Annotated in this window: 19 protein-coding genes; 12 read left to right on the top strand and 7 right to left on the bottom strand. The window is 73.5% G+C overall.

Annotation, left to right across the window (positions count from 1 at the left end; genetic code table 11):
* The first annotated feature begins 61 nt into the window (after nucleotides 1-61).
* The 4 genes from ACFYMM_RS14340 to ACFYMM_RS14325 all read left to right on the top strand — a co-directional run bounded on the left by ACFYMM_RS14340 (nucleotide 62) and on the right by ACFYMM_RS14325 (nucleotide 6,951).
* Nucleotides 62-1,456 carry a glycosyltransferase gene (locus ACFYMM_RS14340; protein WP_388386190.1) on the top strand — a complete coding sequence of 465 codons (1,395 nt, stop codon included), beginning with the start codon at nucleotides 62-64 and terminating at the stop codon, nucleotides 1,454-1,456.
* Nucleotides 1,453-2,202, top strand: a complete 750-nt coding sequence (locus tag ACFYMM_RS14335; protein ID WP_388386189.1) for a polysaccharide deacetylase family protein — start codon at nucleotides 1,453-1,455, stop codon at nucleotides 2,200-2,202. The genes ACFYMM_RS14340 and ACFYMM_RS14335 overlap by 4 nt, the downstream gene beginning before the upstream one ends.
* 115 nt (nucleotides 2,203-2,317) lie before the next feature.
* Nucleotides 2,318-5,143: an AAA family ATPase gene (locus ACFYMM_RS14330; RefSeq protein WP_388386187.1), complete on the top strand. Its 2,826-nt coding sequence runs from the start codon at nucleotides 2,318-2,320 to the stop codon at nucleotides 5,141-5,143.
* A 179-nt stretch (nucleotides 5,144-5,322) separates the two neighbouring features.
* Nucleotides 5,323-6,951, top strand: coding sequence for a protease pro-enzyme activation domain-containing protein (locus tag ACFYMM_RS14325; protein WP_388386185.1), 1,629 nt, complete (start codon nucleotides 5,323-5,325; stop codon nucleotides 6,949-6,951).
* 202 nt (nucleotides 6,952-7,153) lie between these two features.
* Here ACFYMM_RS14325 and ACFYMM_RS14320 read toward each other — a convergent pair whose 3' ends face one another.
* Nucleotides 7,154-8,539 (bottom strand): glycosyltransferase family 39 protein, encoded by a 1,386-nt coding sequence (locus ACFYMM_RS14320; protein ID WP_388386184.1) that lies wholly within the window; start codon nucleotides 8,537-8,539, stop codon nucleotides 7,154-7,156.
* 325 nt (nucleotides 8,540-8,864) lie between these two features.
* Here ACFYMM_RS14320 and ACFYMM_RS14315 point away from each other — a divergent pair, with 325 nt between their 5' ends.
* The gene (locus ACFYMM_RS14315; RefSeq protein ID WP_388386183.1) at nucleotides 8,865-10,052 is read left to right on the top strand and encodes a PP2C family protein-serine/threonine phosphatase; all 1,188 of its coding nucleotides are present in this window, start codon (nucleotides 8,865-8,867) and stop codon (nucleotides 10,050-10,052) included.
* Between the two features lie 169 nt (nucleotides 10,053-10,221).
* On the top strand, nucleotides 10,222-10,650 hold the full coding sequence (locus tag ACFYMM_RS14310; protein ID WP_388386182.1) for a hypothetical protein: 429 nt from the start codon (nucleotides 10,222-10,224) through the stop codon (nucleotides 10,648-10,650).
* Nucleotides 10,651-10,884: 234 nt separating this feature from the next.
* Here the strand turns inward: ACFYMM_RS14310 and ACFYMM_RS14305 are convergent, their stop codons facing one another.
* Nucleotides 10,885-11,466 carry a class I SAM-dependent methyltransferase gene (locus ACFYMM_RS14305; RefSeq protein WP_388386181.1) on the bottom strand — a complete coding sequence of 194 codons (582 nt, stop codon included), beginning with the start codon at nucleotides 11,464-11,466 and terminating at the stop codon, nucleotides 10,885-10,887.
* Nucleotides 11,467-11,598: 132 nt separating this feature from the next.
* On the opposite strand from ACFYMM_RS14305, the gene ACFYMM_RS14300 reads away from it, so the two are divergent.
* The 4 genes from ACFYMM_RS14300 to ACFYMM_RS14285 all read left to right on the top strand — a co-directional run bounded on the left by ACFYMM_RS14300 (nucleotide 11,599) and on the right by ACFYMM_RS14285 (nucleotide 14,395).
* Nucleotides 11,599-12,873, top strand: a complete 1,275-nt coding sequence (locus tag ACFYMM_RS14300; protein ID WP_388386180.1) for a sensor histidine kinase — start codon at nucleotides 11,599-11,601, stop codon at nucleotides 12,871-12,873.
* On the top strand, nucleotides 12,870-13,568 hold the full coding sequence (locus ACFYMM_RS14295; protein WP_388386179.1) for a response regulator: 699 nt from the start codon (nucleotides 12,870-12,872) through the stop codon (nucleotides 13,566-13,568). Before ACFYMM_RS14300 ends, ACFYMM_RS14295 begins: the two co-directional genes overlap by 4 nt.
* Nucleotides 13,569-13,677: 109 nt before the next feature.
* Nucleotides 13,678-13,947 carry a type II toxin-antitoxin system Phd/YefM family antitoxin gene (locus ACFYMM_RS14290; RefSeq protein ID WP_388386177.1) on the top strand — a complete coding sequence of 90 codons (270 nt, stop codon included), beginning with the start codon at nucleotides 13,678-13,680 and terminating at the stop codon, nucleotides 13,945-13,947.
* Nucleotides 13,937-14,395 (top strand): type II toxin-antitoxin system VapC family toxin, encoded by a 459-nt coding sequence (locus tag ACFYMM_RS14285; protein WP_388386175.1) that lies wholly within the window; start codon nucleotides 13,937-13,939, stop codon nucleotides 14,393-14,395. Before ACFYMM_RS14290 ends, ACFYMM_RS14285 begins: the two co-directional genes overlap by 11 nt.
* A 446-nt stretch (nucleotides 14,396-14,841) precedes the next feature.
* Here the strand turns inward: ACFYMM_RS14285 and ACFYMM_RS14280 are convergent, their stop codons facing one another.
* From ACFYMM_RS14280 to ACFYMM_RS14265, 4 genes are read right to left on the bottom strand one after another with little or no spacing between them, the layout of a single operon-like run.
* Entirely contained in the window at nucleotides 14,842-16,104 is a 1,263-nt protein-coding gene (locus tag ACFYMM_RS14280; RefSeq protein WP_388386174.1) for a TIGR02679 family protein, read from the bottom strand.
* A complete protein-coding gene (locus tag ACFYMM_RS14275; protein WP_388386172.1) occupies nucleotides 16,101-20,222 on the bottom strand; it encodes a TIGR02680 family protein in 4,122 nt (1,373 codons plus the stop codon). The genes ACFYMM_RS14280 and ACFYMM_RS14275 overlap by 4 nt, the downstream gene beginning before the upstream one ends.
* Nucleotides 20,219-21,448: a TIGR02678 family protein gene (locus ACFYMM_RS14270; RefSeq protein WP_388386171.1), complete on the bottom strand. Its 1,230-nt coding sequence runs from the start codon at nucleotides 21,446-21,448 to the stop codon at nucleotides 20,219-20,221. Before ACFYMM_RS14270 ends, ACFYMM_RS14275 begins: the two co-directional genes overlap by 4 nt.
* A complete protein-coding gene (locus ACFYMM_RS14265; RefSeq protein WP_388386170.1) occupies nucleotides 21,445-23,055 on the bottom strand; it encodes a TIGR02677 family protein in 1,611 nt (536 codons plus the stop codon). Before ACFYMM_RS14265 ends, ACFYMM_RS14270 begins: the two co-directional genes overlap by 4 nt.
* Before the next feature lie 158 nt (nucleotides 23,056-23,213).
* Between ACFYMM_RS14265 and ACFYMM_RS14260 the strand changes: the two genes are divergently transcribed.
* Together ACFYMM_RS14260 and ACFYMM_RS14255 are read left to right on the top strand one after the other, a co-directional pair.
* The gene (locus tag ACFYMM_RS14260) at nucleotides 23,214-23,471 is read left to right on the top strand and encodes a type II toxin-antitoxin system VapB family antitoxin (RefSeq protein ID WP_388386168.1); all 258 of its coding nucleotides are present in this window, start codon (nucleotides 23,214-23,216) and stop codon (nucleotides 23,469-23,471) included.
* Nucleotides 23,468-23,881 carry a PIN domain nuclease gene (locus tag ACFYMM_RS14255; RefSeq protein ID WP_388386166.1) on the top strand — a complete coding sequence of 138 codons (414 nt, stop codon included), beginning with the start codon at nucleotides 23,468-23,470 and terminating at the stop codon, nucleotides 23,879-23,881. Before ACFYMM_RS14260 ends, ACFYMM_RS14255 begins: the two co-directional genes overlap by 4 nt.
* 46 nt (nucleotides 23,882-23,927) lie before the next feature.
* Here ACFYMM_RS14255 and ACFYMM_RS14250 read toward each other — a convergent pair whose 3' ends face one another.
* A complete protein-coding gene (locus ACFYMM_RS14250; protein ID WP_388386165.1) occupies nucleotides 23,928-25,610 on the bottom strand; it encodes an SWIM zinc finger domain-containing protein in 1,683 nt (560 codons plus the stop codon).
* Nucleotides 25,611-25,627: the final 17 nt, after the last annotated feature.

Raw genomic sequence — 25,627 nt, 5'->3', positions numbered from 1 at the left:
GTTTACCTACTACATGTTGTAGAGTTCGGCCGCCCACTCCACCAGCGGAGGAACGAGCCCCATGCCCTACCTCGGAAGTTCGGTGCATCTGCGCGCCCTGGCGGCCGCCGCTCTGCGTCCCGAGCCGGTGCCCGCGACGGCACGGACCGAGCGCGTCGCGATCGTCTCGGCGAGCATCGGTGCCGGCCACGACGGCGCCGCCGCCGAACTGGACCGCCGGCTCACCGCCGCCGGCCTCACCGTCGACCGGCTCGACCTGCTGGATCTGCTGCCGGCCCGCCTCGGACGGCTCGTCCGGGACGGCTACCACCGCATGCTCGTCCAGGCCCCCTGGGCCTACCAGCGGGTCTACCGCAGCACCGAACGCGCCGGCGGCGGCGGTCCGCTGGCCAGGGCGCTGCTGCGCACCGCCGAGAGCCGCATGCTGCGGGCACTGCACCCCGCGACCGGCGCGGTCGTCTCCACCTACCCGGGGGCCAGCCGGGTCCTGGGCGGCCTGCGGCGCGAGGGACGGCTGGCCGTGCCCGTCCTCACGTACCTCACCGACTTCTCCGTGCACCCCCTGTGGGTGGCCGACGGCGTGGACGTACACCTCGCCGCACACGCCGTGCCCGCCGCCCAGGCCCGGGCCGCCGGGGCACGGGACGTCCGGGTGGCCGGTCCGGTGGTGAACCCGCGGTTCCGCCCCGGCGGCGCGCGGGAACGGGCGGCGGCCCGGACCCGTTTCGGGCTGCCGGCAGGCGCTCCGCTGGCGCTGCTGGTCGCCGGTTCGTGGGGCGTCGGACCGGTCCGTCAGGTCGCCCTTGAGCTGCGCGACTGCGGTGCCGCCGTACCCGTCGTCGTCTGCGGCCGCAACGAGGCGCTGGCAGCCCGACTGCGCGCGGACGGCATCGAACACGCCTACGGCTGGGTCGACGACATGCCCGCCCTGATGCACGCCGCCGACGTCCTGGTCCAGAACGCGGGCGGCCTCAGCTCCCTGGAGGCGTTCGCCACCGGCCTGCCGGTCGCCGGCTACCGGTGCATACCCGGGCACGGGCTGACCAACGCCGCCGCCCTGGACGAGGCCGGCGCGGCCGTCTGGATCCGCGACCCGGCCGACCTGAAAACCGTCCTGTGCGATCTGATCGACGGCCCGCTCGGGGAGCGCCAACGCGCGACCGGGCTCGCCCTCTTCGCCACCGGCCCGGACGGTGGTCCGGCCGCCGAGATAGCGCGCGTCGGCCGCTCGGGACCGCCGCCGCTGCCGCCCCGGCCGGCCGCGCCCCGCCGCCGTCCGGCCCGCCGGCTGGTCACCACCACCGCCGCGGCGTGCACCGTATGGGCGTGCGCCGTCGGCACCGGGATGGCGACCGCGTACGACGGCCCGGGCGTGATCCACGCCATCGGACACGGCCTCGACCTGGACGACCACCCCGCCGGCCGCGCCCTTCACCCGGAAGGCCACCACTCGTGACCGCCGCCCGGCTGCTGCGCACCGCCGCCCTCGCCGCCCTGCCCGCCCTGGTGACGGCCCATGCCGCCCCCGTCGTCTCCACCTTCGGGCCGCTGCGCAACCGCTGCATGCCCCGCCTGTCGGGCCGGGGCCGCCCGGGCCACGTCGCCCTCACCTTCGACGACGGACCCGACCCGTTGTCCACCCCGCTCTTCCTGCGCCTGCTGGCCGAGCGCCAGGTCCGGGCGACCTTCTTCCTGCTGGGCCGCGAGGCCCGCCGCTCGCCCGGTCTGGTCCGCGAGATCGCCGCGGCGGGACACGAGATCGGCATCCACGGCTGGCTGCACCGGCCCCTGCTGCTGCGCGGCCCGCGCGCCACGTACGACGACTTCGCCCGCGCCCGCGACACCGTCGCCGACCTGACAGGGCGTCGGCCCTCCCTGTTCCGGCCCCCCTACGGTGTCATGTCGACCGCCGCCCACCTGGCGGCCCGCCGCCTCGGACTCACCCCCGTGCTGTGGACCAGCTGGGGCGAGGACTGGACCGCCCGCGCCACCGCGGGCTCCGTCCACCGCACCGTCGTGTCCGACCTGGACGGCGGCGGCACGATCCTGCTCCACGACTCCGACTGCACGTCCGCCCCGGGCGCCTGGCGCTCGGCGCTCGGCGCCCTCCCCCGCATCCTCGACACCTGTGAGCAGGAGGGCTGGGAGGTCGGACGGCTGCGCGACCACGGCTGGGCCCACCCGGACGCCGGAGGTCATTGACAAGCCGAATCCCCCGAGGTTGTCATGAACACATGCTTCGATGCCTCGGGACCCGCCGCACCCGCCCGGCCGACCGCTCCGCGCTCGGCCTCAGGGCAAAGGGCGGGCGGCTGCCGTGGAAGTACGGTCACTGACCGGGCGCCGCGAGCTGCTGGACACCGCCAGGGCCGAGTTGGGGGACCGTCCCGGAGTGCTGTTCCACGGTCCCGCCGGGATCGGCAAGTCCGTGCTCGTGGCCGCACTCATGGCGTCCATGACCGCGCCCGGCCGGCCGGCCGGCACGGTGCTGCGCTGCTCGCCGGCCCGGGAGGACGCCCGGCTCCCGTTCGCCGGCCTCCTCGACCTGTTCGCGCACGTGCCGGAGAGCTGCTCGGCGGCCCTGGCGCCCGAGCCCCGGGCGGCGCTGGACGCCGCCCTGCTGCGCGGCCGGGAACCGGCGGTCGACCGCGACCGCCTCGCGCTGCGCGTCGCCGTCCTCGACGTGCTGCGCGCCCTGGCCGCCACCGGACCCGTCCTGCTGGTCGTCGACGGCCTCCAGTGGCTCGACGGGCCGAGCGCCGAGGTGCTCGCCTTCGCCGTACGCCGTGTCGAGGGCCTCGGCATACGGATGCTGGCCGCCGAGCGGGTGGCCGACGGCGAGCAGCCCGAGCGGCTGCGCTGCTGCCCGCCGGGCACCGTCGAACTCCCCGTGCCCCCGCTGACGGACCCCGAGGTGGCCCGCCTCCTGCGCACCTGTGCCGGTCCCGGTGCCGGTGCCGAGCTGTCACCGGCGCTGCTGCGCGCCGTCCTGGAAACCGCCGCCGGAAACCCCTGGTACGCGCTGGAGTTGGCGCGCGAGGCGCGGCGCGAGAAGGCGTCCACCGGCTTCGGCCGGACCCCGCCCGTGCCCCCCAGGCTGCGCGCCCAGCTGCTGGCACGGGTGCGTACGCTGCCGCCGGCAGCGCGGCACACGCTCCTCGTCACGAGCGCAGCCGACCGCCCCAGCCTCACCCTGCTGCGCGCCGCCCATCTCCAGGACCCCGCCGCCGACCTCGCGGCGGCCGACCGGCTGGGCGTCGCGACGGCCCACGCCGACGGCACCGTACGCTTCCGGCATCCGCTGCTCCGGGCCGCCGTCTACGCCGACGCCCCGGAACACACCCGCCGGCAGGCGCACGCCCTGCTGGCCCGCGCCGTCACCGACCCCGTGGAGCGGGCCCGCCACCTCGCGCTCGCCCACCCGTACGAGGACGAGGGCACCGCGCGCACCCTGATGTCCGCGGCCGGGACCGCACGCCACGACGGCGCTCCCGACACCGCCTTCGAACTGGCCGAGCTGGCCGCCCGGCACACGCCCGGCGCCCGCCCCGAGGACCGTGCCGACCGGCTGCTGGCCGCCGCCGAGTACGCGTGCGACGCCGGACAGCTGGAGGCGGCCGGGCAGGCGGCCGGGACCGTCCTCGCCGGGTCCAGTTCCGCACGGCGGCGAGTGCGGGCCCGGCTCGTCCTGCTGCGCAACGCCGGGCAGGCGCTGGACGGCGCCCACGGCCTGATCGAGGAGGGCCTGCGGGACGCCGACGGCGACCCGGAGGCGCAGGGCTGGCTGCACCACTGGGCGGCGGTACGGGGCCTGCTGTGCGGGGAGCTGGAGGAGGCGGCCCGGCACGCCCGGCGCGCCGCCCGGCAGGCGGCCCGGGCGGACGACACCGACACCCGGATCGGGGCACTCGCCACCCTCGCCCGGGTGCGGTCCCTGGCCGGGGAACCGGTCGCCGCCGACGCCGCCCTCCAGGAGGCGCTCGCCCTGGCCGGCGGCGTCGACGCCGGCCCGGAGAGCTGGGGACTGATCCGGATGCGGGCGATCCTCGCCCTGGACTCCGACAAGGTCACCGAGGCCCGGGAACAGGTCACCGGACTCCTGGCGGAGATCGGCGAGTTCGCCGGTGTCGAGGAGGTCGTGGCCACCTTGGTGTCGCTGACCCGTATCCAGGTGCGCTCCGGCCACTGCCGCGAGGCGTTGCGCACCGCCGCCCGCTGCTCGCGCACCCTGGCCGGCACGGGCGTACAGGCGGCTCCGGCGCTGTACGCGGCGGCGCTCGCGGCGACCGCGGGCGGCACCGCCGACGAGGCCCGGCGCCTCGCCGGGCAGGCGGTACGGGCCTCGGAGGCGGACGGCGACCGCTTGTTCCTGCTGCGCGCGCTCGCGGTGCTCGGGCAGGCCGAACTGCTCATGGGCGACTCGCGGGGTGCCGCCGCCGCGGTCGAGGCGCTGCAGCGGGTCAAGGAGATCGGCGAGGCCATGTCCGCCGCCGACCCGCCGTTGCTGCACTGGTACGGCGACCTGGCCGAGGCCATGGTCGTGCTGGGCGAGACGGACGCGGCCGGCGCCGTGATCCGCGAGGCCCGCGCAAGGGTGTCCGGCGACGCGCCCGGGAGCGTACTGGCGGCTCTCGAACGGGCGGAAGGACTGCGTGAGGCGGGGCTCGGCCGGGCGAGGGAGGGGGCGGTCCGGCTGCGCGCCGCCGTGGACCGGCTGCGCCGGCTCCCGTTGCCGGTGGAGCTGGTCCGCACACTGATCGCGCTCGGCGCGGTCGAGCGTCGTTCGCGCCGCAGGAACGCGGCCCGGACGGCCCTCGCCGAGGCACTGGAGACCGCGACGCGGATCGGTGCCGCTCCGCTGGCGGCGCGGGCCCGGGACGAGTTGGCGCGGCTGGAAGCCGGCGAGCGACACGCCGAGACGGGCGCGGGCGGGCCCGAACTCACGCCCACGGAAGCCAGGATCGCCCGGCTGGTCGGCGGCGGGGCCACCAACCGGGAGGTGGCCGCGGAGCTGTTCATCAGCGTCAAGACGGTGGAGGGCGCCCTGTCGCGGGTCTACCGCAAGCTCGGGGTCCGCTCCCGCACCGCGCTCGCCCACGCGATGGCGGTCGCCGTCGACGTGCCGTCCCCGGTCAGGACGTGACATCCCTCGTCAGCACGGGCGTGAACACGAAACGTGAAAACGGGGGGTGAACACGGGACGTGACACTTCTAGTTAACACGTGAAGCAAGGGTTCCCCCGCTTATGCGGGTGGGGCCGGTGTTCCTACGGTGAAGCCGTTCCGCTTCCCGGACATCACCCCCACTCTCCGGAGGACCTCAGTGAAGTCACGCCTGAAACTGGTCGGTCTGGTCGCCGTGCCGGCCCTGCTCGCCGCCGCCGTCCCCGCCGCCTACGCCGCCGGAACCCCCCAGCCGCAGTCGACTCGCGCGGCCGTCACCGGAGACGTCCTCAAGGGCCTCGGCAGGGACGCGACCCGCACCGGAGCGGTCGCCGCCGGGAAGCGGATATCGGTGGCGATCAGCCTGACACCCAGAAACGACAGGGCACTCGACACCTTCGTCGCTGACGTCAGCGACCCGAGGTCGAGCTCCTACGGCCACTACCTGACGAAGCGCCAGTTCGCGGCCCGTTTCGGGCGGACCGACGCCGAGATCGGGCAGCTCAAGGACTATCTGCGCGCGCACGGGCTGACCGTCACCACCGTCCACTCGGGGAACCTGCTGGTCGACGCCAGCGGCACGGCCGCCCAACTGGAGAAGGCCTTCGGCACCAGGCTGTCCACCTGGAAGGACGCCGCGTCGGGGCGCTCGTTCTACGCCAACGACGCCGCACCGACCCTGCCGGCCTCCATCGCCTCCCTGGTCAGTGACGTGGCCGGCCTCAACAACCGCCTCCACCTGCACCACCAGGCGCCCTCCACCGTCACCCCCCACAACGGCCCGGGCGGCGGTTACACCCCGGCCCAGCTCAAGGGCGGCTACAACGTCTCCGGTACGTACACCGGCAGCGGTCAGAAGATCGCTCTGCTGGAGTTCGACGGCTTCCAGCAGTCCAACATCACCAAGTACGACACCAACTACGGTCTGGGCTCGCCCAACCCGACCGTGCAGAAGGTGGACGGCGGCTCCGGCGCGCTCGGTGACGGTCAGGTCGAGGTCGAGCTGGACATCGAGGTCCTGCACGCGATCGCCCCCAAGGCGAACGTCACCGTGTTCGAGGGCCCCAACTCCGACGCAGGCGAGGTCGACACCTACCAGGCCATCGTCGACTCCGGGATCCCGACCACCTCGATCAGCTGGGGCGCCGCCGAGAGCGCCCGCACCACGTCCGGCATCAACGCGGTGGACGCCGTCTTCAAGGCGGGCGCGGCGCAGGGTCTCGGCTTCTACGCGGCCTCCGGCGACAGCGGTTCCGACGACGCGGGCGACGGCGGCACCTCCGTCGACTACCCGGCCAGCGACCCGTACGTCACCGGTGTCGGCGGCACCAAGCTGACCGTGACCTCGTCCAACGCCTTCAGCAAGGAGGTCGCCTGGTCCGGCGGTGGCGGTGGCAAGTCCTCCGTCTTCACGATCCCCAGCTGGCAGACCGCGGTGCAGAAGAGCGCCGGCGGCGGCTTCCGCCAGGTGCCGGACGTCTCGGCCCACGCCAACCCCAGCCCCGGCGTGTCGATCTACTCGCAGGGTTCCTGGTCCTCGGTCGGCGGCACCAGCGCCGCCGCGCCCGAGTGGGCGGCGTTCGCCGCGCTGTACAACCAGCAGGCCGCGGCGGCAGGCAAGGCCAACCTCGGCTTCGCCGACCCCGCCCTCTACACGGCGAGCGGTACCGGCTTCCACGACATCACCAGTGGCAGCAACGGCGCCTACTCGGCCGGCACCGGCTGGGACTTCACCAGCGGATGGGGCTCGTACAACGCCGCCACCCTGGCGAAGAAGCTGCTCGGCTGACACGGCGGCCGAAGACCGGTCGGTGAGGACCAGACCGGTCGGTGAAGAGCGTCGGTGAGGCGCGGGCCGGGGCCACCCCCCGGACCGCGCCTCGGCGTCACGGCGTACGGCGCGCGGCTTCCGGCTTCCGGGTTACGGCTTCCGGCTTCCGGCTTCCGGCTTCCGGCTTACGGGTTACGGCTTACGGGTTACTGCCCCCGGCTCAGCCGCTCCAGGCGTGGCCGCCGTTCATGTGGACCATGGCCAGGGCGGTCGTCGTCAGCAGGAGCCAGCGCAGGAGCGGGCCCCGCAGGAACTGGGCCGCGGTCGCCCAGGCGGTCGCCCCGTACCAGGGCATCGACCACGGCGCCACCAGCACCCAGGCGAAGCTGAGCGCGAACGGCATCGTGCGGAAGGACGGGGCGCCGGGCGGAAAGCGGCCGTGCAGCCACCGGGCGAGCGCGACGGTCAGGACCGGCCATACGACCGTGATGACCGCGCTCGTCCCCCGGGGGCCGAACACCGCCTCGCCCAGGGGCCGGAGCGTCGCCCACAGCGAGGGCGAGGAGACCATGGAGGACGCGCTCGACAGCGACTGCGCCACATGCGGCCAGTTGCGGCCGTACAGCACCACGAGGGTCAGCACACCGGCTCCCGCCGTCCGCGCGGCCGCCCGCCAGCGGTGCCTCAGCAGCAGAGCCCCCACCAGCGCCGCCCCCACCAGCACGGCGCTGATCTTCACCCCGCAGGCCAGCCCGGCGAGGACGCCGACCAGGACGTCCTGTCGCGGCCGGCCGGACCTGCGCGCGCAGTGCACGGTGCAGGCCGCCAGCGCGGCGACGACGGTGTCCAGATGGCCGCCCCCCACCAGCAGCACGATGAGGAGGGGGTTGGCCACCCACATCAGGGCCGCCCGGACGGGGTCGTCGGAAATACGCAGCAGCACATAGCCGGTGGCGAGGAACATCGCGCCGTTGGCCAGCATCAGGAGCCAGATCGTCGTCCTGGCCTCGCTGCCGCCCACCATGGCCGCCGCTTCCTGGAACCAGGTCGCGACGGGACCGTACACGGAGGGCGCGTGCCTCCACGCCGACCCGACCAAGTCGGCGTACGTGCCACCGAGTTCGTCGGGTGTCGTCGTGTACGGATCACCCCCGAGGGCGGCGATCCGGCCGTAGGCCGCGTAACTGGCCACATCGGAGGATCCGACGGGCGTGAGGTTGACGACGACCAGGACCGCGACCAGACCGGCGCCGAACAGACGGCGGGGACTGGGGCGCCAGCCACGGCCGCACGCGGCGAGCATGCCCGCCAGTCCGAGGGAGGACAGGACGAGGGCCGGGTAGACGAGCACCGTGGAACCGATGCCGGGCAGCATGCCCGGCCAGCCCGGTCCGATCCGCGTGTTGAGCGTGTGGTCGTTCGGGGCGCCGGCCCCCACCAGTGCCAGCAGGACGATCCCCGCCGTCGCGAGGCCCACGGCCACCGCCGGCCGGGCGACGATCTCCACGACGCTCCGGGCCCACGTCCGTCCGTGCGGGGAGGGAGCGAGCAGCTCCGCCGGCGCCTCGGCGGGGCCGCGCGGGCCCGCCTCGCTCGGCCGGCTCAACGGCGGCACTTCAGGGACGCGCGCCAGGCACCGACGTCCGGCGGCCGAGTGTCGGTCGTCACGTCACTTCTCCCCGGATCGGCCCGGCACAGCCGCGCACCCGGCACTGACCACCGGGAGCACTCACATGATCACTGTATGTATCCCGGGGGTGGCTCGCAACAGGACGGGCACCGAACCGTCCGCACGAGCCGTCCGCGCCGGTCCGGCCCGATCCGTCAGGTCCCCTCCGGCCCCACCCGCTGCCTGACCAGGCGAAACGGTCCCATGAGGTGATGCCGTGAAAACTCGGGGAATAAGTTGCGGCAGCGGATAGGAGGATGCCGTGGAGGGTGGAGATCTGGAACTGGGCGAGTTGCTGGCCGCTGCGGAGGCGGCCCCGCCCAGCGAGTCTGTCGACGTGATAGCGCAGGACCTGCAAAAGCGGTTCGGTGCGGCACGCGTGTCCTTCCTGTTCGTCGACCTCATCGGTCAGCGGCTGGTACGGCTCGCCGCGACCGGCGCCGAGAGCGCGGACCGCGCCGAGCCGATCGCGCTGCAGGGCAGCGTCTACGACAGCGTTCTGCGGAGCCAGCGCCAGCACGTGGAGCCGGACGGCCAGGAGGGACAGCGCGTCATCACGCCGGTCACCAACCGCGGTGACTGTCTTGGCCTGTTGGAGGTGACGTTGCAGTCCGCCGACGGCACCGTGCTGCGCCAGGTCCGCGACGCGGCACACGCGCTGGCCTACATCATCGTCACCGACGGCCGCTTCACCGACCTGTACCACCTGGGACGGCGCACCACCGAGACGAGCCTGGCCGCGGAGATCCAGCACCAGTTGCTCCCCTCGGCCCCCTGCTGCGAGGCCTCCGAGTTCACCCTCGCCGCCGGGCTGGTCCCGGCCGATGACATCGGTGGCGACACCTACGACTACACCCTCGACCGGGACACCCTGCACCTGTCCATCACCGACGCCATGGGCCACGACACGAACTCCGCCCTGCTGGCGACCTTGCTGGTCGGCGCGCTGCGACGGGCCCGCCGCAGCGGCTGCGACGCCCTCAGACAGGCCCACCACGCCCACCACGCCATGCTGAGCCACGGCCGGGGCCTCGCCACCGGCCAGCTGCTGTGCGTCGACCTCGGAACAGGCCTGTGCGAACTGGTCAACGCCGGCCATCCCTGGCCGCTGCGGCTGCGCGACGGCACCGTCGAGGAGGTCAAGCTCGCCGTGAACATGCCGTTCGGTGTGGCGGCACCGAGCTCCTACCACGTACAGGAACTGCAACTGCTGCCCGGCGACCGCCTGGTCCTGCTCACCGACGGAATGCAGGAACGCGAGGCCGCGACCGTCGACCTGCCCTCACTCGTCCGGGACACCCGCCCATTGCACCCGAGAGAAGCCGTCCGAGCCCTGACCGCGGCGGTGCTCGAAGCCTGCCACGGCAACCTCAAGGACGACGCCACGGTCCTGATACTGGACTGGCACGGCACTCGCCGCACACCACCCGAACCCGGACCCGGGCGGTAGGACGCCCCTGCCTTCGACCGACCTCCGGGGTGGCGGCTCGGTCACCTTCGGGCAGCACGCCGAAAAGGCCCGGGGCGCCCGGAAAGATCGCGTAAGGTCCATCCTGACCAAACCGAACAACTATTGCAGTCACCATCGTTGTGACCGCCAGGGGGAAGGGATGAACCACATGAAGGCATTCCGGATCAGACGCGGCGTGGCCGTCGCCGCCACTGTCGCCGCGCTGGCCGTCGCCGGCGGCGTGGCCACCGCGCCCACGGCCGCGGCCAAGGCCAATCTGCTGGACATCACCAAGGTCTCGCTCGCCAAGCCGGGCCTGCGGCTGGACATCAAGTACTCCTGCGACACCGGCGTGGACATGCAGATGGTCGGCTACGCCTCCAAGGTCACCGACTCGCCTACCGGAAAGCGGAACGCGACGGGAGCCATCGACGCCTCCAAGGTCACCTGTGACTTCGTCAGCCGCAGCGTCCAGATGAATCTCCGCCCGGCCGGCAGCGGCTTCGCCAAGGGCGACAAGGTGAAGGTCACCGTCTTCTACTGGGACGAGAACGGGGGCTTCGGCACTCAGCAGGAGATCACCACCGCGGTCCTCTGACGTACCGCGCCCTGCACGCAGGCCCTCGACTCGACCGACCGGCGCAACTGCGCCCCGCGCCGCCCGAGTCGGGGGCCTCCGGGACACGTACTCGCTCCGCCGACGGCGCACAGTGGTACGTCCGGCGACCTTCCGCCCTCAGGCCGCGGCCAAGGCACCACCGGCCGGCGACGGTGACGGCCGGCGTGGACTCCTCACCCGCGGCGATCCGCCCGGGCAGCCCGGCCTTGCCCCTCACCTCGGTGCGATCCTCGGCCCCAGGGTGGCCCGGTGCGCGAAAGCGGGCGGCAGGTTCGCCCACACCGTCCTAGAGCGTTCCAACCGGTCGAAACGGCAGGCCAGTTCGGCGGTGAAGTGACGGGCGGGCGGGGTCCAGGCCGCGTGCAGATAGGCGAAGGTGGTGAACCGGCCACCGGGCGCGAGGACTTCGGTCACGGCGTCCAGGACGTACCCGCGCCGGTCCTGCGGCATGACCGTCCACGGCAGCCCGGAGACCACCGCGTCGACCGGTTCGCCCACCGCGTCGGCCAGCCCGGCGGCCGAGCCCTGGACCACGGTCAGCCGGCTGTCGCGTCGGGTGGCCGACAGCCGGGCGGCCAGCAGCGGGTTGAGCTCGACCGCGACGAGACGTGCGTCGGGGGCGAGCCGGGCGAGGATCGCGTCGGTGAACACCCCGGTCCCCGAGCCCAGTTCGGCGACGAGCCTGGCCCGCTCCAGGCCGATGCCCTCGGTCATCGCGTGCGCCAGCCGCCGTGAACTGGCCGCCACGGCACCGGTCATGAGGGGCCGCCTGAGGAACTCGGTGGTGATCGACATGGCGGCCATGCTGGAAGCGCCCCGGGTGGCCGCACGTCGTATCCCCGGCCGGTGTCCGTACGACTGCGGGAGGACCTGGTGACGCCCGCCAGGACGATGCCGGGGTGCGGGCCCCGGCCGTAGCGTGAGGCGGTGCAACGGCTGATCGAGACCCTGCCCCGCCTGCGGCGCGAACATCCGTGGCTGACGGACGTCCTGCTGCTCGTGCTGGTCGCCGTGCCCCCGGCGATCCGCCCGCAGCCGGGCTGGCGACCGGTCTGGGTGCAGGCGGGCGTCTACGCCGCCCTGGTGCTGCCACTGCTGTGGCGCCGCCGCCGGCCGGTGCTCGTCGCGGCCCTGGTGACGGCCGCCTTCTGGGCGCAGTACCTCGGCCAGGTGTGGGGACAGGAACCGGGACGCGGGGCCGTCGCCCTGGCCGCGGTCCTGGCCACCCTCACCGTTCGCGGCCTGCGCCGGGCCGCCGCGGCGACGGTTGTCTGCGCCGCCGGCTGCGTCGTGCTGTGGCTTCCCGCCTGGCAGCGGGACTACGGGGGCGCGGGTGCCCGCGGAGCCTGGCTCACCCCGCTCGCGGTGGGGCTCCTGCTGGCCGGGGCCTGGGTGTTCGGCGAGTACGTCCGTGCCCGGCGCGCCTATGTCGCCGAGTTCGAACGCAGGGCCGCGCTTGCCGAGTCGGAGCGTCTCGCGCTGGCCCGGGTCGCCGTCGCCGAGGAGCGGGCGCGCATCGCACGCGAGATCCACGACGTCCTCGCACACGGTGTGAGTGTGATGGTGCTGAACGCCGAGGGCGGCAGGCTGATGCGGCACGCCGACCCCACGGTCGTCGACCGCACCCTCGGGGTCATCAGCGCGACCGGCCGTGAGGCCCTGGACGAACTGCGCCGACTGCTGGAGGTGCTGCGCGCCCCGGACGCGCACGCCTTGCCCGGCGAGCCCGGACCCGGCCCCGGACCCGGCGGGGCAGGCGAGTCCCTCTCGGCCGATCTGCGGCGGCTGGTCGGGCGCCTCGACGCGAACGGCACGCGCGCCCGGCTGGACCTACGCGGAGAGCCGGGCGGCCTTCCGGCGGATCTCAGCGCGCAGACGTACCGCATCGTGCAGGAGGCGCTCACCAACGTCGTCAAGCACGCGCCGCCGGACGCCACGGTCCGCGTACGGGTCGACACCGGTACCCAAGGGCCCGGACGGCTGGTCCGCGTCCGGGTGGAGAACTCGGCCGGAGCCGGAGCGCGAGCCGTCCCGCAGCACCCCGCCCGGCTGCTCTCCCGCGGTCACGGACTCACCGGCATGCGCGAGCGCACCGCCCTGTACGGGGGGAGCGTCGACGCCGGACCCACACCCGACGGCGGCTACCGGGTCACCGCCACCCTGCGCCCGACCGAACCCGAGCCCACCCCGGCGACCCCATGACCACCCCCGCCCCCGCCCCCACCCCCGGCCCGTCGCCGTCGCGGGTGCTGATCTGCGACGACCAGGAACTGATCCGGATGGGACTGCGCATGGTCCTCGACAGCCAGCCCGACCTCACCGTGGTGGGCGAGGCCGCCGACGGCGACGCGGCGATCGCGGGTGCGGCCGCCCTGGCGCCGGACCTCGTCCTGATGGACGTACGCATGCCGGGCCTGGACGGGATAGCCGCGACCGAACACCTCTGCGCGCAGCCCCACGCACCCAGGATCCTCGTCGTCACCACCTTCGACCTCGACGAGTACGCCTACGCGGCCCTGCGCGCCGGCGCGAACGGCTTCCTCGTCAAGGACGCCCCCGCCGAGGAGATCCTGGTGACCGTCCGGGCCGTGCTGCGTGGCGAGGTCATGGTGGCGCCCTCACTCACCCGGCGCCTGGTCGAACGCTTCGTCCTGCAGCCCTCCACGTCCGCGTCCGCCCAGCGCGGCCGCCTGGCCGCGCTCACCGACCGGGAACGGGAAGTCCTCGCCCTGGTCGCCCGGGGGCTGGCCAACGGCGAGATCGCCGACCGCCTCTTCGTCGGGGAGACGACCGTCAAGACCCACCTCGGCCGCATCCTGACCAAACTCGGCCTCCGCGACCGTATCCACGCAGTGATCTTCGCCTACGAGAGCGGGCTGATACGGGCCGGGGACTGAACCGCGACGGGCACGGCGGACCGCCCCCTCGCCGTGTACGCGCCTGCCGACCTCGATGGAGCACCCGGTGTGCTACAGGGTGGCACCTGATAGCACGCAACCTGGACGCATGACCGCGCAACCCGAGATCACCCAGCGCGACCTGCGCACCAAGTCCAAAGAGATCATGGACGCGGTCCAGAGCGGCCAGTCCTTCACCGTCACCCGCGACGGCCACCGCATCGGCGAGCTCATCCCCCTGCGCCGCCGCCGACGCTTCGTCCCCCGCGGCGAGTTCGCCGCCATGTCCCGCAGCGCCCCCGACATCTCCCCGGACGCCTACCGCGCCGACCAGGACGCCACCGCTGAGCAGGGCATGGACGATCCCTATGCCCGGTGAGCACCAGCAGGGCCTTCTCGACACCAACATCATGATCCTGCGCAAGTGGATCACCCCAGAGGAGCTGCCCGCCGAGATGGCCATCACCGCCATCACCCTCGCCGAGCTCTCCGCCGGACCCCATCAGGTGCGCAGCAACGCCGAACAGGACGACTACGACGAACACGTCGAACGCGCTCGACGCACCGACATCCTCCAGCGCGCGGAGAACGAGTTCGACCCCATCCCCTTCGACGCCGACGCCGCCCGCATCTACGGCCGCGTCTGCGCCGCCGTCATCAGCACCGGCCGCCAACCCCGCCGCCGCATCGCCGACCTGATGATCGCCTCGATCGCCATCGCCGAAGATCTCCCTCTGTTCACCACCCACCCTGACGACTTCAAGGGCCTGGACGACCTCCTCACCGTCGTCCCCGTAACCCGACCGAAGGTGCTCCACGACCGGTAGAGGCAGACGGGAGCCGTGCGTTCGCTCCGACCATCACGACGAGCAACCACCGCTCTCGCAGGTCGGGGTGAGCGCCGCGGGCATGCCCAAGGTCCATGAGAGAGCTCCCCACTCCGGCTGGCCGGGCGCCCCGGAAGGGACGTTTCTGCAGGTCAGAAAAATGCACTGGTGGGGCGGGTGGGACTCGAACCCACGGCCGACGGATTATGAGTCCTTTTCGGATCTTCCGATCCGTCCCGGCTCTTGCCTCATCTTTCCTATAGCAGCAGGTCGAAGGCCCTTCGCCGATCTGGCTCTGTCCTGGCCTTCCTGATCCTTCCGGGTCCTTCCGTCCCCTGCGCGTCCCCTGGCGATCACCCGAGCCCGCCATGGGACCACCGTCGGCGAGGCCCCTGCCGCGGCCCTGGGCACGCGGTGAGATGGCTAGGGCGCCCTCGCCGCCCCGCTCAATGGCCGAGATCGGCCAGCAGGTCGCAGAGAACCGTCTCCTCCTCGATGCGCACGCCGAGTTCGCTGAGGGCCGCGGACAGGTCCGGGTCCCACCCGGCGGTGGCCGGCGTGCCGTCCAGGGGCGGGGCCAGCGGGGTGGCGGCGACCGCGGTGCGGTAGTCGGCGGCCGTGTAGCGCCAGGGGTGCCAGGGGACCCGGCGCTGCAGGGCGGAGGCGATGCGCAGGCCGCCCCAGTCGAAGTCGCCGTGGTAGCGCAGCATGCTTCCGTGGGCGTGCAGGTGGCGCAGCAGGGTGAGGGCAGCGGCCGAGGGCTGACCCTGAAGGCAGACCAGCGGCGGGCAGGCCGCGCCCAGGGTGTCGGCCGCGGTGGCCAGGACGGCCGGGTTCTCGCACACGTGGACCACGGCGGGTGCGGTGCGCGGCGGGTGCCGGGTGAGCTGACGCAGCGTGAGGACGGCTGGTTCACCCGCGTCCGCCGTCCACTCCAGAGCCGGGGTGCCGCGCAGGCCCAGGGTGAGGACGGTGGAGGACAGGGCGTCCTTGAGGAGCCCGGCCGAGGCCCATGCCTCCCGGCGCCACTCGGCTCCGCTGCCGTCCGGGAAACCGGTCAGGGCGCGGGCGCCGGACAGGACGAGGGTGGCGAGCGGGGTGCCGTCGTCGAGGGCGTGGGCGTCGCCGAAGGTGCCGGCGGCGAAGGCGGGCAGGGACACTGCGGGCTCGGCCGGCAGCCGGCACAGGGCCTCGGCCGTGTCGCGCAGCAGGTTCGTCGCTGTCTGCGGGGTGCGGGCGAGCCGGCGTACGAGGCCGTCCCCGCGCAGCCGCTCGACCCAGTCGGCCAGTTCGGACCTGTGGGTGCGGATGAGCTCGTCGAGCGGGGCGTACGCGTCCCGCCAGGCGCGCTCCTCTCGCTCGCGTACGTCGGCCAGCCGGGCGACGGGTCCGGTGAGGACGGTGACGGCGGCGCCCAGGCCGTCGGGGCTCACGCCGGAGCGACGCAGGATGGCGTCCACGGCGTCAAGGCGGACAGTCAACGCGCGTCCGGCGCCCGGGGCGCGGCCCAGCAGCCGTTCGGCGGCGGCCCGCTGCCCGGCGGTGGGGGCGGTCAGGGTGACCGGCCCGGTGAGGGATTCGTCCCGCGCCATGCGCCGGCGGACGCGGTCGACCAGCCAGACGAGGTCGGGGCTGCCCAGCAGGCGGGTCAGGCGGTCGCGGTCGACGGGTGCCGCAGGCTGATGGGGGATGTCCATGTACTCGCTCATGTCCACAAGGCATCCTGGGCTTCGGCCGCGTCCGGCGTTGCCCGCGGGCCGGTGTTCGGGCTGGTCTGCGCGGGGATGGCCACCGTCAGGTGGCCCGGTTCACCGCCTCTGGCCCGCGCGGTGCCGTCCCACTCCCAGCGGGTCACCAGGACCGCCGGGATCTCGTCGACGCGGGAGAGCTGGGCGATGGCGATGCCGGGGACCTGCGGATAGCAGGCCCATTCGCGTTCGGATGTCATCACCACGTCCAGATCGAAGGCGTGCAGCAGGCCCAGGCACTTGGCGCGGGAGTCGTCGTCGACGCCGGCGAAGGCCTCGTCCAGGGTGACCAGCCGCGGGGCATGGGGGGCGGCCGTGGCGTAGTGGGAGGAGGCCGCGGCGAACAGCGGCACGCTCACGGCCAGGACGCGCTCGCCGCCGGAGGCCGGCCCGGTGGCGGGAACCCACTTGCCGTGCTGATGGCGTTCGATGCCGAACTCGTGCCAGGCACGGTAGTCGAGGGCCGCGGTGAGCACCTCCAGCCAGCTGCCCGCGGTGTCGTCGGCCTGTCGGCGGGCGATCTCGGCCTGCAGGAACTCGCCGACCGCGGCCCGGTCCTCGGCTGTCCAGGCGTCGGCGGACTGGCGCAGCCGCTCGCGGGCCTGCGCGAGCCCTGCCGGCGCCCTGCGCGAGGGGCGCCACAGAAGCCTCAGTCTCATGCCGGTGGAGGTGGGCCGCTCCCTCAGTTCGGCGTTCATGGCCTGTACCTGGCGCTCGGCGGCGCCGATCAGCTCCTGCAGGGTGCCGGCGACCTCGGTGAGCAGGTGGGTTTCGAGGATCTCCCGCTCGTGCGCGGACAGGATGCGGGTCAGCTCGGCGACTTCCGCGGCGAGGGCCTCGGCGAGGTCGGGGACGGCCCGGGTACGGCCCTGGTAGACGATCTCGACGACCATGCCGTCCTCGGTCATCCGGGCCGAGGCGCTGTGGCCGCCCCGGGAGAGCGCGTCCTGGAGCTTCTTGTACTCCTCGCTGAGCCGCTTCTGCACGCGCTCCCAGGCGCCGTCGGAGTCGTCGGTACCGGACAGGTAGCTCTCGATCGCGCGGGCGAGGGCGATGGTCGGGGTGGCGGCCCAGGGTCCGGTGTCCAGGGGAGGCACGGCCGTGTCGGGCAGGGCGACGGCCAGCAGTCCGGTGGCGGTGAACCGCTGGAGGGCGGCGATGGCCTCGGCGCGGGTCGCGGTGGCCTCGCGGACGTCCACTTCGAGGCGTTCGATGTGCCCGAGCGCCAGATGGGCGCGCCGGTCGGCGGCCGTGTGGTCCTCGCGTGCCTGGCGCTGCTCGCGGTCGCACGCGGCGAGCGCGTCGGCGGTGTCGGCAAGGCGCCGCTCCAGCTCGGCCACGGCGGCGCCGACGGTGGAGCGCAGGGTGGCGTGGCGTTCGTCGGCGGCTGCCGCGACACGGGCGGCCTCCTCGGCGCGCAGCGCCAGCTCCGCCACCCTTTCCCCAGCCCGCACGGCTTCCGCGCGCTCGTCGGTCAGGGCCCGTGCCGCGTCGGCGCACTCGCGCAGCGCGGGCCACAGGCCGGCGAGGACGGCGGTGTGGTCGGCCAGGGCCTGGCGGACGGCGGCCAGGTCCGCCCGGCCCGTGGGCAGGTTCACCGCGGCGGCGGTGTCGGCGAGTTCGGTGGCGGCCCCGGCCTCCTGCCGGGACACCTCGACGAGTTCGGCGGCGCGTTCGTCACGGCGGACGCGGGCCCGGTGAGCTGCGTCCGAGGCCGCGGCGGCGAGGGCGTGCGCGTGGCGCAGGGAGGCGTCGTCGGGGACGCCGGTCAGTTCGGCGTCCAGGGTGCTGCGTCGCCGGGCGACCGTGGCGCGTTCGGCGTCGAGGCGAGCCATGTTCTCGGCATATGCCGCCAGTTCGCCGTGCAGAGCGGTGATCCGGGCGCGGCGGGCCTCCTCGCGGGCGCCCTCGCCCACGTAGACGGCGGTCTGCTTCGACCAGTTGCCGGTCAGCGCGCCGACGCGGAAGCGGCCGTCCGAGCTCACCCAGGTGTCACCGCCCGAGCCGAGGCCGACACCGGCGAGGAGACGGGCGACGGTCTGCTCGCCCACCGCCGCCGCCTGGGGATCACCATGGTCCGCGGCCGGGCGCAGCACGTCGGCGAGCGTGCTGCCGGTCAGCGGACCGGCGGGCGACAGCAGGACATCGTGCCCGTACGCGCGCAGGGCTGTGCCGTCCGGGCACACCCAGGCGTCCAGGAGCCCGGATGCCTCCAGCGCGGCCTCCAGACCCGCCCGTTCACCCGCCGTGACATGGTCCTGGAAGTCGACCAGCCGCCAGAGGGGCGCGCCTGGCATCTGCTCGCGCAGGCCAAGCGTACGGGTGTGAGGCGCCACCGGCCCACGCTGGTCGCCGGCCTCCAGCTCGGCCAGCTCCCGCTCGGCCTCGGCGCGCCGGGCCTCAAGGCCGGTCAGTTCCTGCCCGAGGGCGGCGGCCCGGTCGGCGAGCTGCGCGGCGCGTGCGCGATGGGCGTGACCGGTTTCTTCCCGTGCGGGGTACGGGCCTTGGCAGTGGGTCACCCAGTCCTGGAGGGCGTCGAGCAGCCCAGTGGGATCGGAGACTGTGAGTTCCTCGCAGGCGTCCAGGTGGGCGCGGACGCGGGCGACGAGGTCCGCACCCGCCACCTCGGCACTCTCCTCCGTCTCGGCCTGCCGCTGTGCGGTGTGGCCGGCCTCGGTCTCGGCCTCGTCCAGTCGGCGGGCGGCGGCGCGCCGCTCGGCAGTGGCCCGGTCGACACGGTCCGCCAGCCCCTCGACGTGCTCGATGGTGCGCCGCCTGCGGGCCACCGACTCCCCGGCGGCGCGGCGCAGTTCGGCCTCCGGCGCGCCCTCGGTGCGCGGACCGCGGTCGAGGCGGGCCGCCGCGGCCGTGTCCCGGACACGCGCGGCGATGTCCTGGGCGCGCTCCTCGGCTGCCGCGAGGCGCAGCTCCGCCGTGCCGAGGCGCCCGAGGGCCCGGGTGTGGACCTGGGCCGCGTCCTGGCGGTCGGCCTCGGCACGCTTCAGCTCTTCGTCAGTGCGGCGTGCCTCGGCCGCCGCCTGCTCCAGCTCACGGGCACTGCGCATTTCCGGACCCTCGCGCAACGCGGCCTGCTGTGCCTTCAGCCGCGTGGCGGTCTGCTCCAGCTCCGAGATCCGCCCGGCCGCAGCCTCCCGGTCCCTCTCGGCCTGCTCCCGCTCGGAGCGGGCCTGGGCCAGTTCGCGGTGCAGCTGCTCGTAGCGGGCGTGCTCGCTGCGCGGCAGCCGGGCGCGGCGGCGGGCGGCGATGCGGGCGTAGCGCCGGTAGTGGTCCAGGAAGGCGGAGGCGGCCCGCTCGGCCTCGCTCGCCGCCCGCAGCTCCTCCTTCTCCTCGTCCAGGGAGTGGAACGCCTCGGCCACGTCGGAGATCACGGCCTGGTCCATCGGCGGCAGCGCCTCGGTCAGCGCACGGGACAGGGCGACCTCATTGGGCCGCTTCGACAACTGTGGCTGGCGCAATTGGATGAGCAGGTCGACCAAGGCGGCGTAGCGTCGCTCTCCGAGACCGAACAGCGCCTCGTCGACGGCCCGTCGGTACGCCGTGGCCGTGTCGTACACCATGCCGTGCCCGGCGACCGCCTCCGCGAGCCGGTCCCGCGACAGGGCGGTGCCGGTCGCGTCGAGCAGGCTCAGGTCCTGACCGATGCGCTGGTCGGTGACCGCGTACCAGTGGCGGGCGATGCCGCGGCCCGCCACCGCCTTCAGCCCGCAGGCGAGGGTGCGGAAGTGGGCGCGCCCGGTGTCCTCCTCGACGCGGCCGAACTCGATCCAGGTGTAGCCGAGCCGCTCGGAGTGGGGGTGTTCCCCGCCGAGCAGCAGGTTCCACTCCATACGCTTGCCCGGGTCGGCGTCGGGCTCCACCCGGCGCGGCGACAGGTCACCGTCCAGCAGGAACGGCAGCGTGAGGGCGAGCACCTTGGACTTGCCGGTGCCGTTGTTGCCGCGCAGCAGCAGGCGTCCGTCGCGGAACCAGAACTCCTCGGTGTCGTAGTAGAAGAGGTCGACCAAGCCGATGCGCAGTGGCCGCCACCGGCCGGGCACGGGGTGGGGCAGGGCGGTCACGGTTGCTGTGCCTTTCGCTGGGAGGTGCGGCTCGTGGGTTCCACGACGACGGTCTCCCCGACCGCATAGCGGGCGAGCGCAGGCAGCGGGGCCACGCCGGCGAGCGTGCGCCGCACCAGGCCGAGCGCGGTCAGCTTGGCCAGCGCCTGCTCGACCAGCTCGCCCTCCGTACCCGGCTGCTTGGCATTCTTGGACCAGAACGCGCCGTGGACGGCGGCCAGTTCCCGAACGCGGCGCTCCAGTTCACCCCGGCTGACCTCACCGTCCGCGGCGGCGAGGTGCTCGGCGAGCAGCAGGGTCACGTGCCCGTGAGTGCCCTGTTCGGGCATGCGTACGTCGGTGAGGTCGTCGTGCGGGTCGACCATGGCGATGCCCTCGGCCCGTGCCTCGGGCACCAAACCGGTCAGTTCGCTGACGCGTGCGGTGAGGAAGGCGCGCTGGCGGGTCAGGTAGGCCAGCTCCTCGTCGGTCAGCTCGTCGTAGTACAGCACCGGGTCGTCGAGGAGTCGGCGGGTGAGATTCTGGCGGATCGCGCGGAAGCGCAGCTCGTCGCTGTCCAGGGCACTCTCCGCGGCAAGTGCGGACAGCCGCTCCTCGAATCTTTCGGCGTCGATCAGCGACGGGCCATGGCGGGCGGCCAGCAGCCCGGCCAGCACACGGCGCTCGACGTCGTAGAGCACGTCGCCGGCCCCGCTGACGTAGGCGTCCTCGTCCCCGGCCACCCGGCGCAGCACCCCGTACCGCAGCAGCAGTCGTACGACGGCGGCGAGGTCCAGGCGCTCCTCGCGCCGCTCAAGGGTGAACTCCACGCCGGCAGCAGCCAGATGCGGGTCGGCGGCGTCCAGCACCACCTGTTCGGCGAGGCGGCCGAGCGCGATCTGCGCCTCCCCGCGTTCCAGTGCTGCCAGGGCCAGGCACAGCAGCACATAACGGCGGCGGGTGAACGGCACACAGGCACGGGACGCCTCGCGCGCCGGGTGGGCGGCATCGGCCAGGGTGCCGGGCGTCTTACGCAGCCGGGCGGACTCCGCGTCCACTCGCAGCGACCAGCCGGTGTTGCGCTCGAACCAGTCGCGCAGTTCGGCGGCGTACCGGCGGACCAGGCGGTAGGCGTCGGCGCTCGGGCCGCGGGCGAGCAGCAGCGGTTCCTTCAGCAGGGCGCGGGCGGCCCTGTGGAACTCGGCGGTGCGCCGGTTGTCCAGCACCTCACCCAGGGATGTGGTCATCGTGCCTCCTGCGCGGGAATGCTCTGCGTGAGGTCGGTGATCTCGACGGTGTGGTCGGGTCCCCGGAACACTCCGCCCGGCGTGTGGATCTCGGCCGTCGTCCCGTCGTCGAGGGCGGTGAGGCGGATCTCCATCGTGCCGTCGTTACTGGTCGCCACGGTCGTGGTCGTCCCAGGCCGCCAGGTGGCCAGGGCGTCGCCGAGCAGCCGGAGGAACAGGCCGAAGGCCACCGGGTCCAGCTCACCGAGCGCGGACAGGCGAGTGGTGCTGTCCGTCGCCAGCCGGGCGCGGGCGGCCGCGATCTCCTCCGCCTGTTTCACGGCGAGTTCGGCCAGCAGCCGCCGCTGCTCGGAGCGGTCCTGCACTCTGCGGGGCTTGCCGCGCCGCTCGTAGCTTCCGGTACGGCGCAGCTGCGGGCTGATCCGCAGCGGTTGCGCCTCGGCCCAGGGGGTGGAAGGGGCCACCGGGTGCGCCACGCGTTCGGCGAGGGCGTCAGCGTCGACGGTGAGATGACGGGCGGGATAGAGGCCGAAGGCGGCGCGCCACAGCCGGTGCCGCGCCGCGTCGTCCGGGGCCTCGGCGAACCAGCGGGCCAGGGTGCGCAAGTCCGCCGAGCGGTCGGAGCGTCCGGCCCGCCGCTCGTTCAACTGCCTGACAACGGAGAGGAGTTGTGGGATAGCTCCGAGCGCGCGTCCGCGCAGTAGGCGGGCCTGGGACTCCCGGCCGCCCGCCGACACGAACCATGCGGCGAGTCCTGCCCAGCGCCCCGCCCACCGCTCATACGCCTGCGTCTCGGCGGTGTCGGCTTCGTCCGGAGCGGCATCGGTCGCCTCCCGGGCCGCGGCCAGCCGCAGCAGCAGCCCCACCCCGCCCCTGTCCTCCAGTTCCCCGATGAGCAGTGCGATCCGCCCGCCCAGAGTGATCAGGTCCTGGATGAACCGCTCCAGGTACTGGATCAGCCGGTCCTTGTAGGCGAGGAACACCTCCACCTCGACGCCGTGCAGGTCGATGGTGCGCTGCAGCGACCCCATGAACGCCCGCGCGTTCTCGGCCAGCGCCTCGAACCGGCTCGTCAGGGCGGACAACGCCAGGTGTGCCTTGGCCGCGTCCGGTTCCTCCTCTGCAGCGAGCACGAGCAGCGCGCGCAGATGCATGACGATGTCGTGCAGCGCCACCGCCTGGAGTGCTCCGCGCCGCCCCAGCGCCTCGTCGTACGCGGACAGCGCCTGCTCGGCGGCCTCACCGGCCTGGGTGAGCTGGTAGATGAAGCGCCTGCGGTAGAAGTCCTCGACCGCAGTGACCCGGGACGTGTCTGGATCCGCCCGCAGGTTGCCCCACCCGACGAGGCTGTCCAGCGCCTTCACAACGCCGTCCGGGCCGGCGGAGCGGTACTCCGGTGGGAGCGCGGCGTGCACGTCCTCGGGCCGCAGATGCACCGTGAACCGCTCCTTGGCCGCCAGGAACACACGCATCACCTGGCGGTAGAAAGCGGCGTTGGGTGCGGCGAGGTGGGCGAAGGGGGCGTACGAGGTCTCCGTGGACGACTCCACGGACAGAGCGGCATCAGCGAGGCCGATGCGGTCCGGTTCGGCAGGGCGTGAGGTCATCGTCCTGGCATTCTTCCCGATGAGGCCGCTGCACAGGCAATCCCGGCCATATTCCCTGGGTTGCCCCGCGGAGTCACCTCAGAGCCCGCGAGCACCCACCACCATACATACTGGATCTGGTATATTGATATACGTCGCCGTATATACAAGGGGGCGCCATGAGCCGCACCGTGATCGATCTCGACGACGAGGCACTGGAGGCCGCCGCCAAGGAACTCGGCACCACGACGAAGCGCGACACCATCAACACCGCCCTTCGGGAGGTCACCGCCCGCTACCGACGACTGCGCGCTCTCGGAGAAGCCCGCGAACTGGTCGCCGAAGGCGCCCTGGACATCAGCCTCCTCCTCGACAAGAGCACGTACCGGCCCACGGGCGAGCCGGACGGTGTCCGCGACGCAGGAGCGGATGAGTGACCGTCGCCGACTACCTGATCGACACCTCCGCCGTCGCCCGCGTCCTCCTGGGCCGGACCACGCCCGAGTGGGACGACAGGATCGGCGCGGGGCTCGTCGCCCTGTGCGACATCACCGAACTGGAAATCCTCTACTCGGCACGCTCGGCGGCGGACCGGGAACACGTGCAGCGCACGCTGAACGCCCACTACACCTGGTGCCCCATGCCCGACGGCATCTACCGACGCGCTCGCGTCGTCCAGGAAATGCTCACCATCAAGGGCGAGCATCGCAGTGCGGGTCCCATCGACCTGCTGGTCGCCGCCGCGGCGGAGGAGGCGGGGCTGACGCTGCTCCACTACGACCGCGACTTCGAGACGATCGCCCGTACGACCGGACAGCCGGTACGGATGATCGACCTCAAGGACTGAGAGACGCCACCGGCACGCAGTGAGCGGGCGCCAGGCACGCCCACCGTCACAGCCCGCATCGGTCCAGGATGGTCATCAGCTTCCGCCTGCGTTTCAGTTCCGTCCGCAGACGGGCGAGATACTCGGTGAACGCTTCCTCGGTCCCCAGCGCACGATGGCAGTCGCGGGCACCCAGCAGCAGCCGTGCCAGGCGCTCGTAGGCGCGGTCCCCGGTCGGCTCCTTCGCCCCCTCGACCAGCCGGCGGTACACGTCCAGCGCCTCACCCGGACGCGTCTCACACGACAGGTCGGCGAGCCGCTCCCACTGCCGGTCGTCGGCCCGCCCGGCCGCATCCCGCCAGGCAGCGTCCAGGTCGCCGTCGTCGAGTAGCGCGTCGATCAGCACGGGCCCGCCGTACCAGCCGCCGCGCTCACGGCGGGCGTCTTCTGCCAGGGTGGCCAGCGCGGATGCGCGCTCGCCCTCCCAACACTCCACCGCCTGTGCAGCGGACCGCAGTTGCTGGTAGGCAGGGAGGGACCGCTCGACACGGAACCGGTCCCGGCGCACCGCGACGACGTCGGCCGCCCGCCCCGCATTGGCGTACCGGGCGCACACATAGTCGACCAGACGGCCGTCGACGTGCGTCTCGGCCGCGTACTCCCGCAGTCCGCGCTCCGCCCACACCAGCGCCTCGTCCGCGCGGCCCGCCGATTCGAGTTCCTCAGCGATGCGCAGATGCGTGGCACCGGACGGGTCGAGGTCCTGTGTATACAGGGCGACCAGCGCGTCGACGTCGCCCTCCGCCTTGACCAGACGTTCCACCAGATGCCGCTCCGCCCAGCCGGACGGCCTGCGTCGCCGCGCCTCGGCCGCCAGCTGCCGTAGGCGGGCAAGTCCGCTCGGCCCCAGCACTTCGGCATAGTCGAGCGGATCCAGGTCCGTCACGCCGTCGCTGTCGCCGACCGTCTGGCCGACCAGCCACTCGGCCAGCCGCTCCGGATCGGTGCGCGCCACTCCGCACGCCTCCAGATGGGCCTCGGCCACCGCGGCGGCGGCCTCCCCGACCACGCCGTCGGAGTCGTCGATCTCCCCGTATGCCTCCCCCAGCAGCCGGATCGCCTCCTCGGCCAGACCGACCGCGTGCGCCGCCCGCCCGTGGGCGCTCAGGGCGCGCAGCGCGGCCGCCGCCTCCGCCACCTGCTGCGCATACCCGGGGGCATCCGCGTACTCGACGTCCCCATACCGAACGAAAGGCCGCGGATCGATCAGCGCCAGAATCCGGTCCCGGACGGTGCCGAGGTCGGAGCGAGCGGCAGCGGCCCTCAGTTCCAGTCGCCGACGCAGCCTACGGTCCTCGGCGATCTGCTGCCGCACCAGCGCCAGGAGTTCGTCGCGCGACAGCTCCGAGAGCCACGCTTCCAGCCCGGAAGCCCGTGCCCGTGCAGCGGCTCGCTGATGCGGAATCGTCTTCGCCCGCCGCAGCACGGTGAGCCCCACCGCCACGCAGTGCTTGCAGAAGTTGCCCTCCTGCCCATACGGGCAGTCGCACCACCCCGAGATCCCCTCGCCCCCGCCGAGGGTGAGCTCCACCTCGTAGACATCCGTACCGTGCACCACCGCGGTGACCGAGCCGTCCCCCACCTCAAGACCGCTCACCGCGTCCAGATACCCCTGCCCCCGCTCGAAGGACCGAACCCCGGCCAGCGCCCGTAGATCGTCCTCGCCGAACCCCACCACTTTCCGAGCCACACGGGTATTCAACCGCG

This window comes from Streptomyces sp. NPDC006739, assembly GCF_042869815.1.
Classification (GTDB): Bacteria; Actinomycetota; Actinomycetes; order Streptomycetales; family Streptomycetaceae; genus Streptomyces.
Note: the sequence above shows the minus strand (reverse complement) of the source record. Positions and strands in the feature narration are given on the sequence as shown.

What these genes read in the sequence shown, in the direction of transcription:
- ACFYMM_RS14295 (WP_388386179.1), top strand. Translation starts at nt 12,870, where the DNA reads ATGACCACCCCCGCCCCCGCCCCCACCCCCGGCCCGTCGCCGTCGCGG.
- ACFYMM_RS14265 (WP_388386170.1), bottom strand. Translation starts at nt 23,055, where the DNA reads ATGACCTCACGCCCTGCCGAACCGGACCGCATCGGCCTCGCTGATGCC.
- ACFYMM_RS14340 (WP_388386190.1), top strand. Translation starts at nt 62, where the DNA reads ATGCCCTACCTCGGAAGTTCGGTGCATCTGCGCGCCCTGGCGGCCGCC.
- ACFYMM_RS14285 (WP_388386175.1), top strand. Translation starts at nt 13,937, where the DNA reads ATGCCCGGTGAGCACCAGCAGGGCCTTCTCGACACCAACATCATGATC.
- ACFYMM_RS14305 (WP_388386181.1), bottom strand. Translation starts at nt 11,466, where the DNA reads ATGTCGATCACCACCGAGTTCCTCAGGCGGCCCCTCATGACCGGTGCC.
- ACFYMM_RS14290 (WP_388386177.1), top strand. Translation starts at nt 13,678, where the DNA reads ATGACCGCGCAACCCGAGATCACCCAGCGCGACCTGCGCACCAAGTCC.
- ACFYMM_RS14310 (WP_388386182.1), top strand. Translation starts at nt 10,222, where the DNA reads ATGAAGGCATTCCGGATCAGACGCGGCGTGGCCGTCGCCGCCACTGTC.
- ACFYMM_RS14280 (WP_388386174.1), bottom strand. Translation starts at nt 16,104, where the DNA reads ATGAGCGAGTACATGGACATCCCCCATCAGCCTGCGGCACCCGTCGAC.
- ACFYMM_RS14270 (WP_388386171.1), bottom strand. Translation starts at nt 21,448, where the DNA reads ATGACCACATCCCTGGGTGAGGTGCTGGACAACCGGCGCACCGCCGAG.
- ACFYMM_RS14260 (WP_388386168.1), top strand. Translation starts at nt 23,214, where the DNA reads ATGAGCCGCACCGTGATCGATCTCGACGACGAGGCACTGGAGGCCGCC.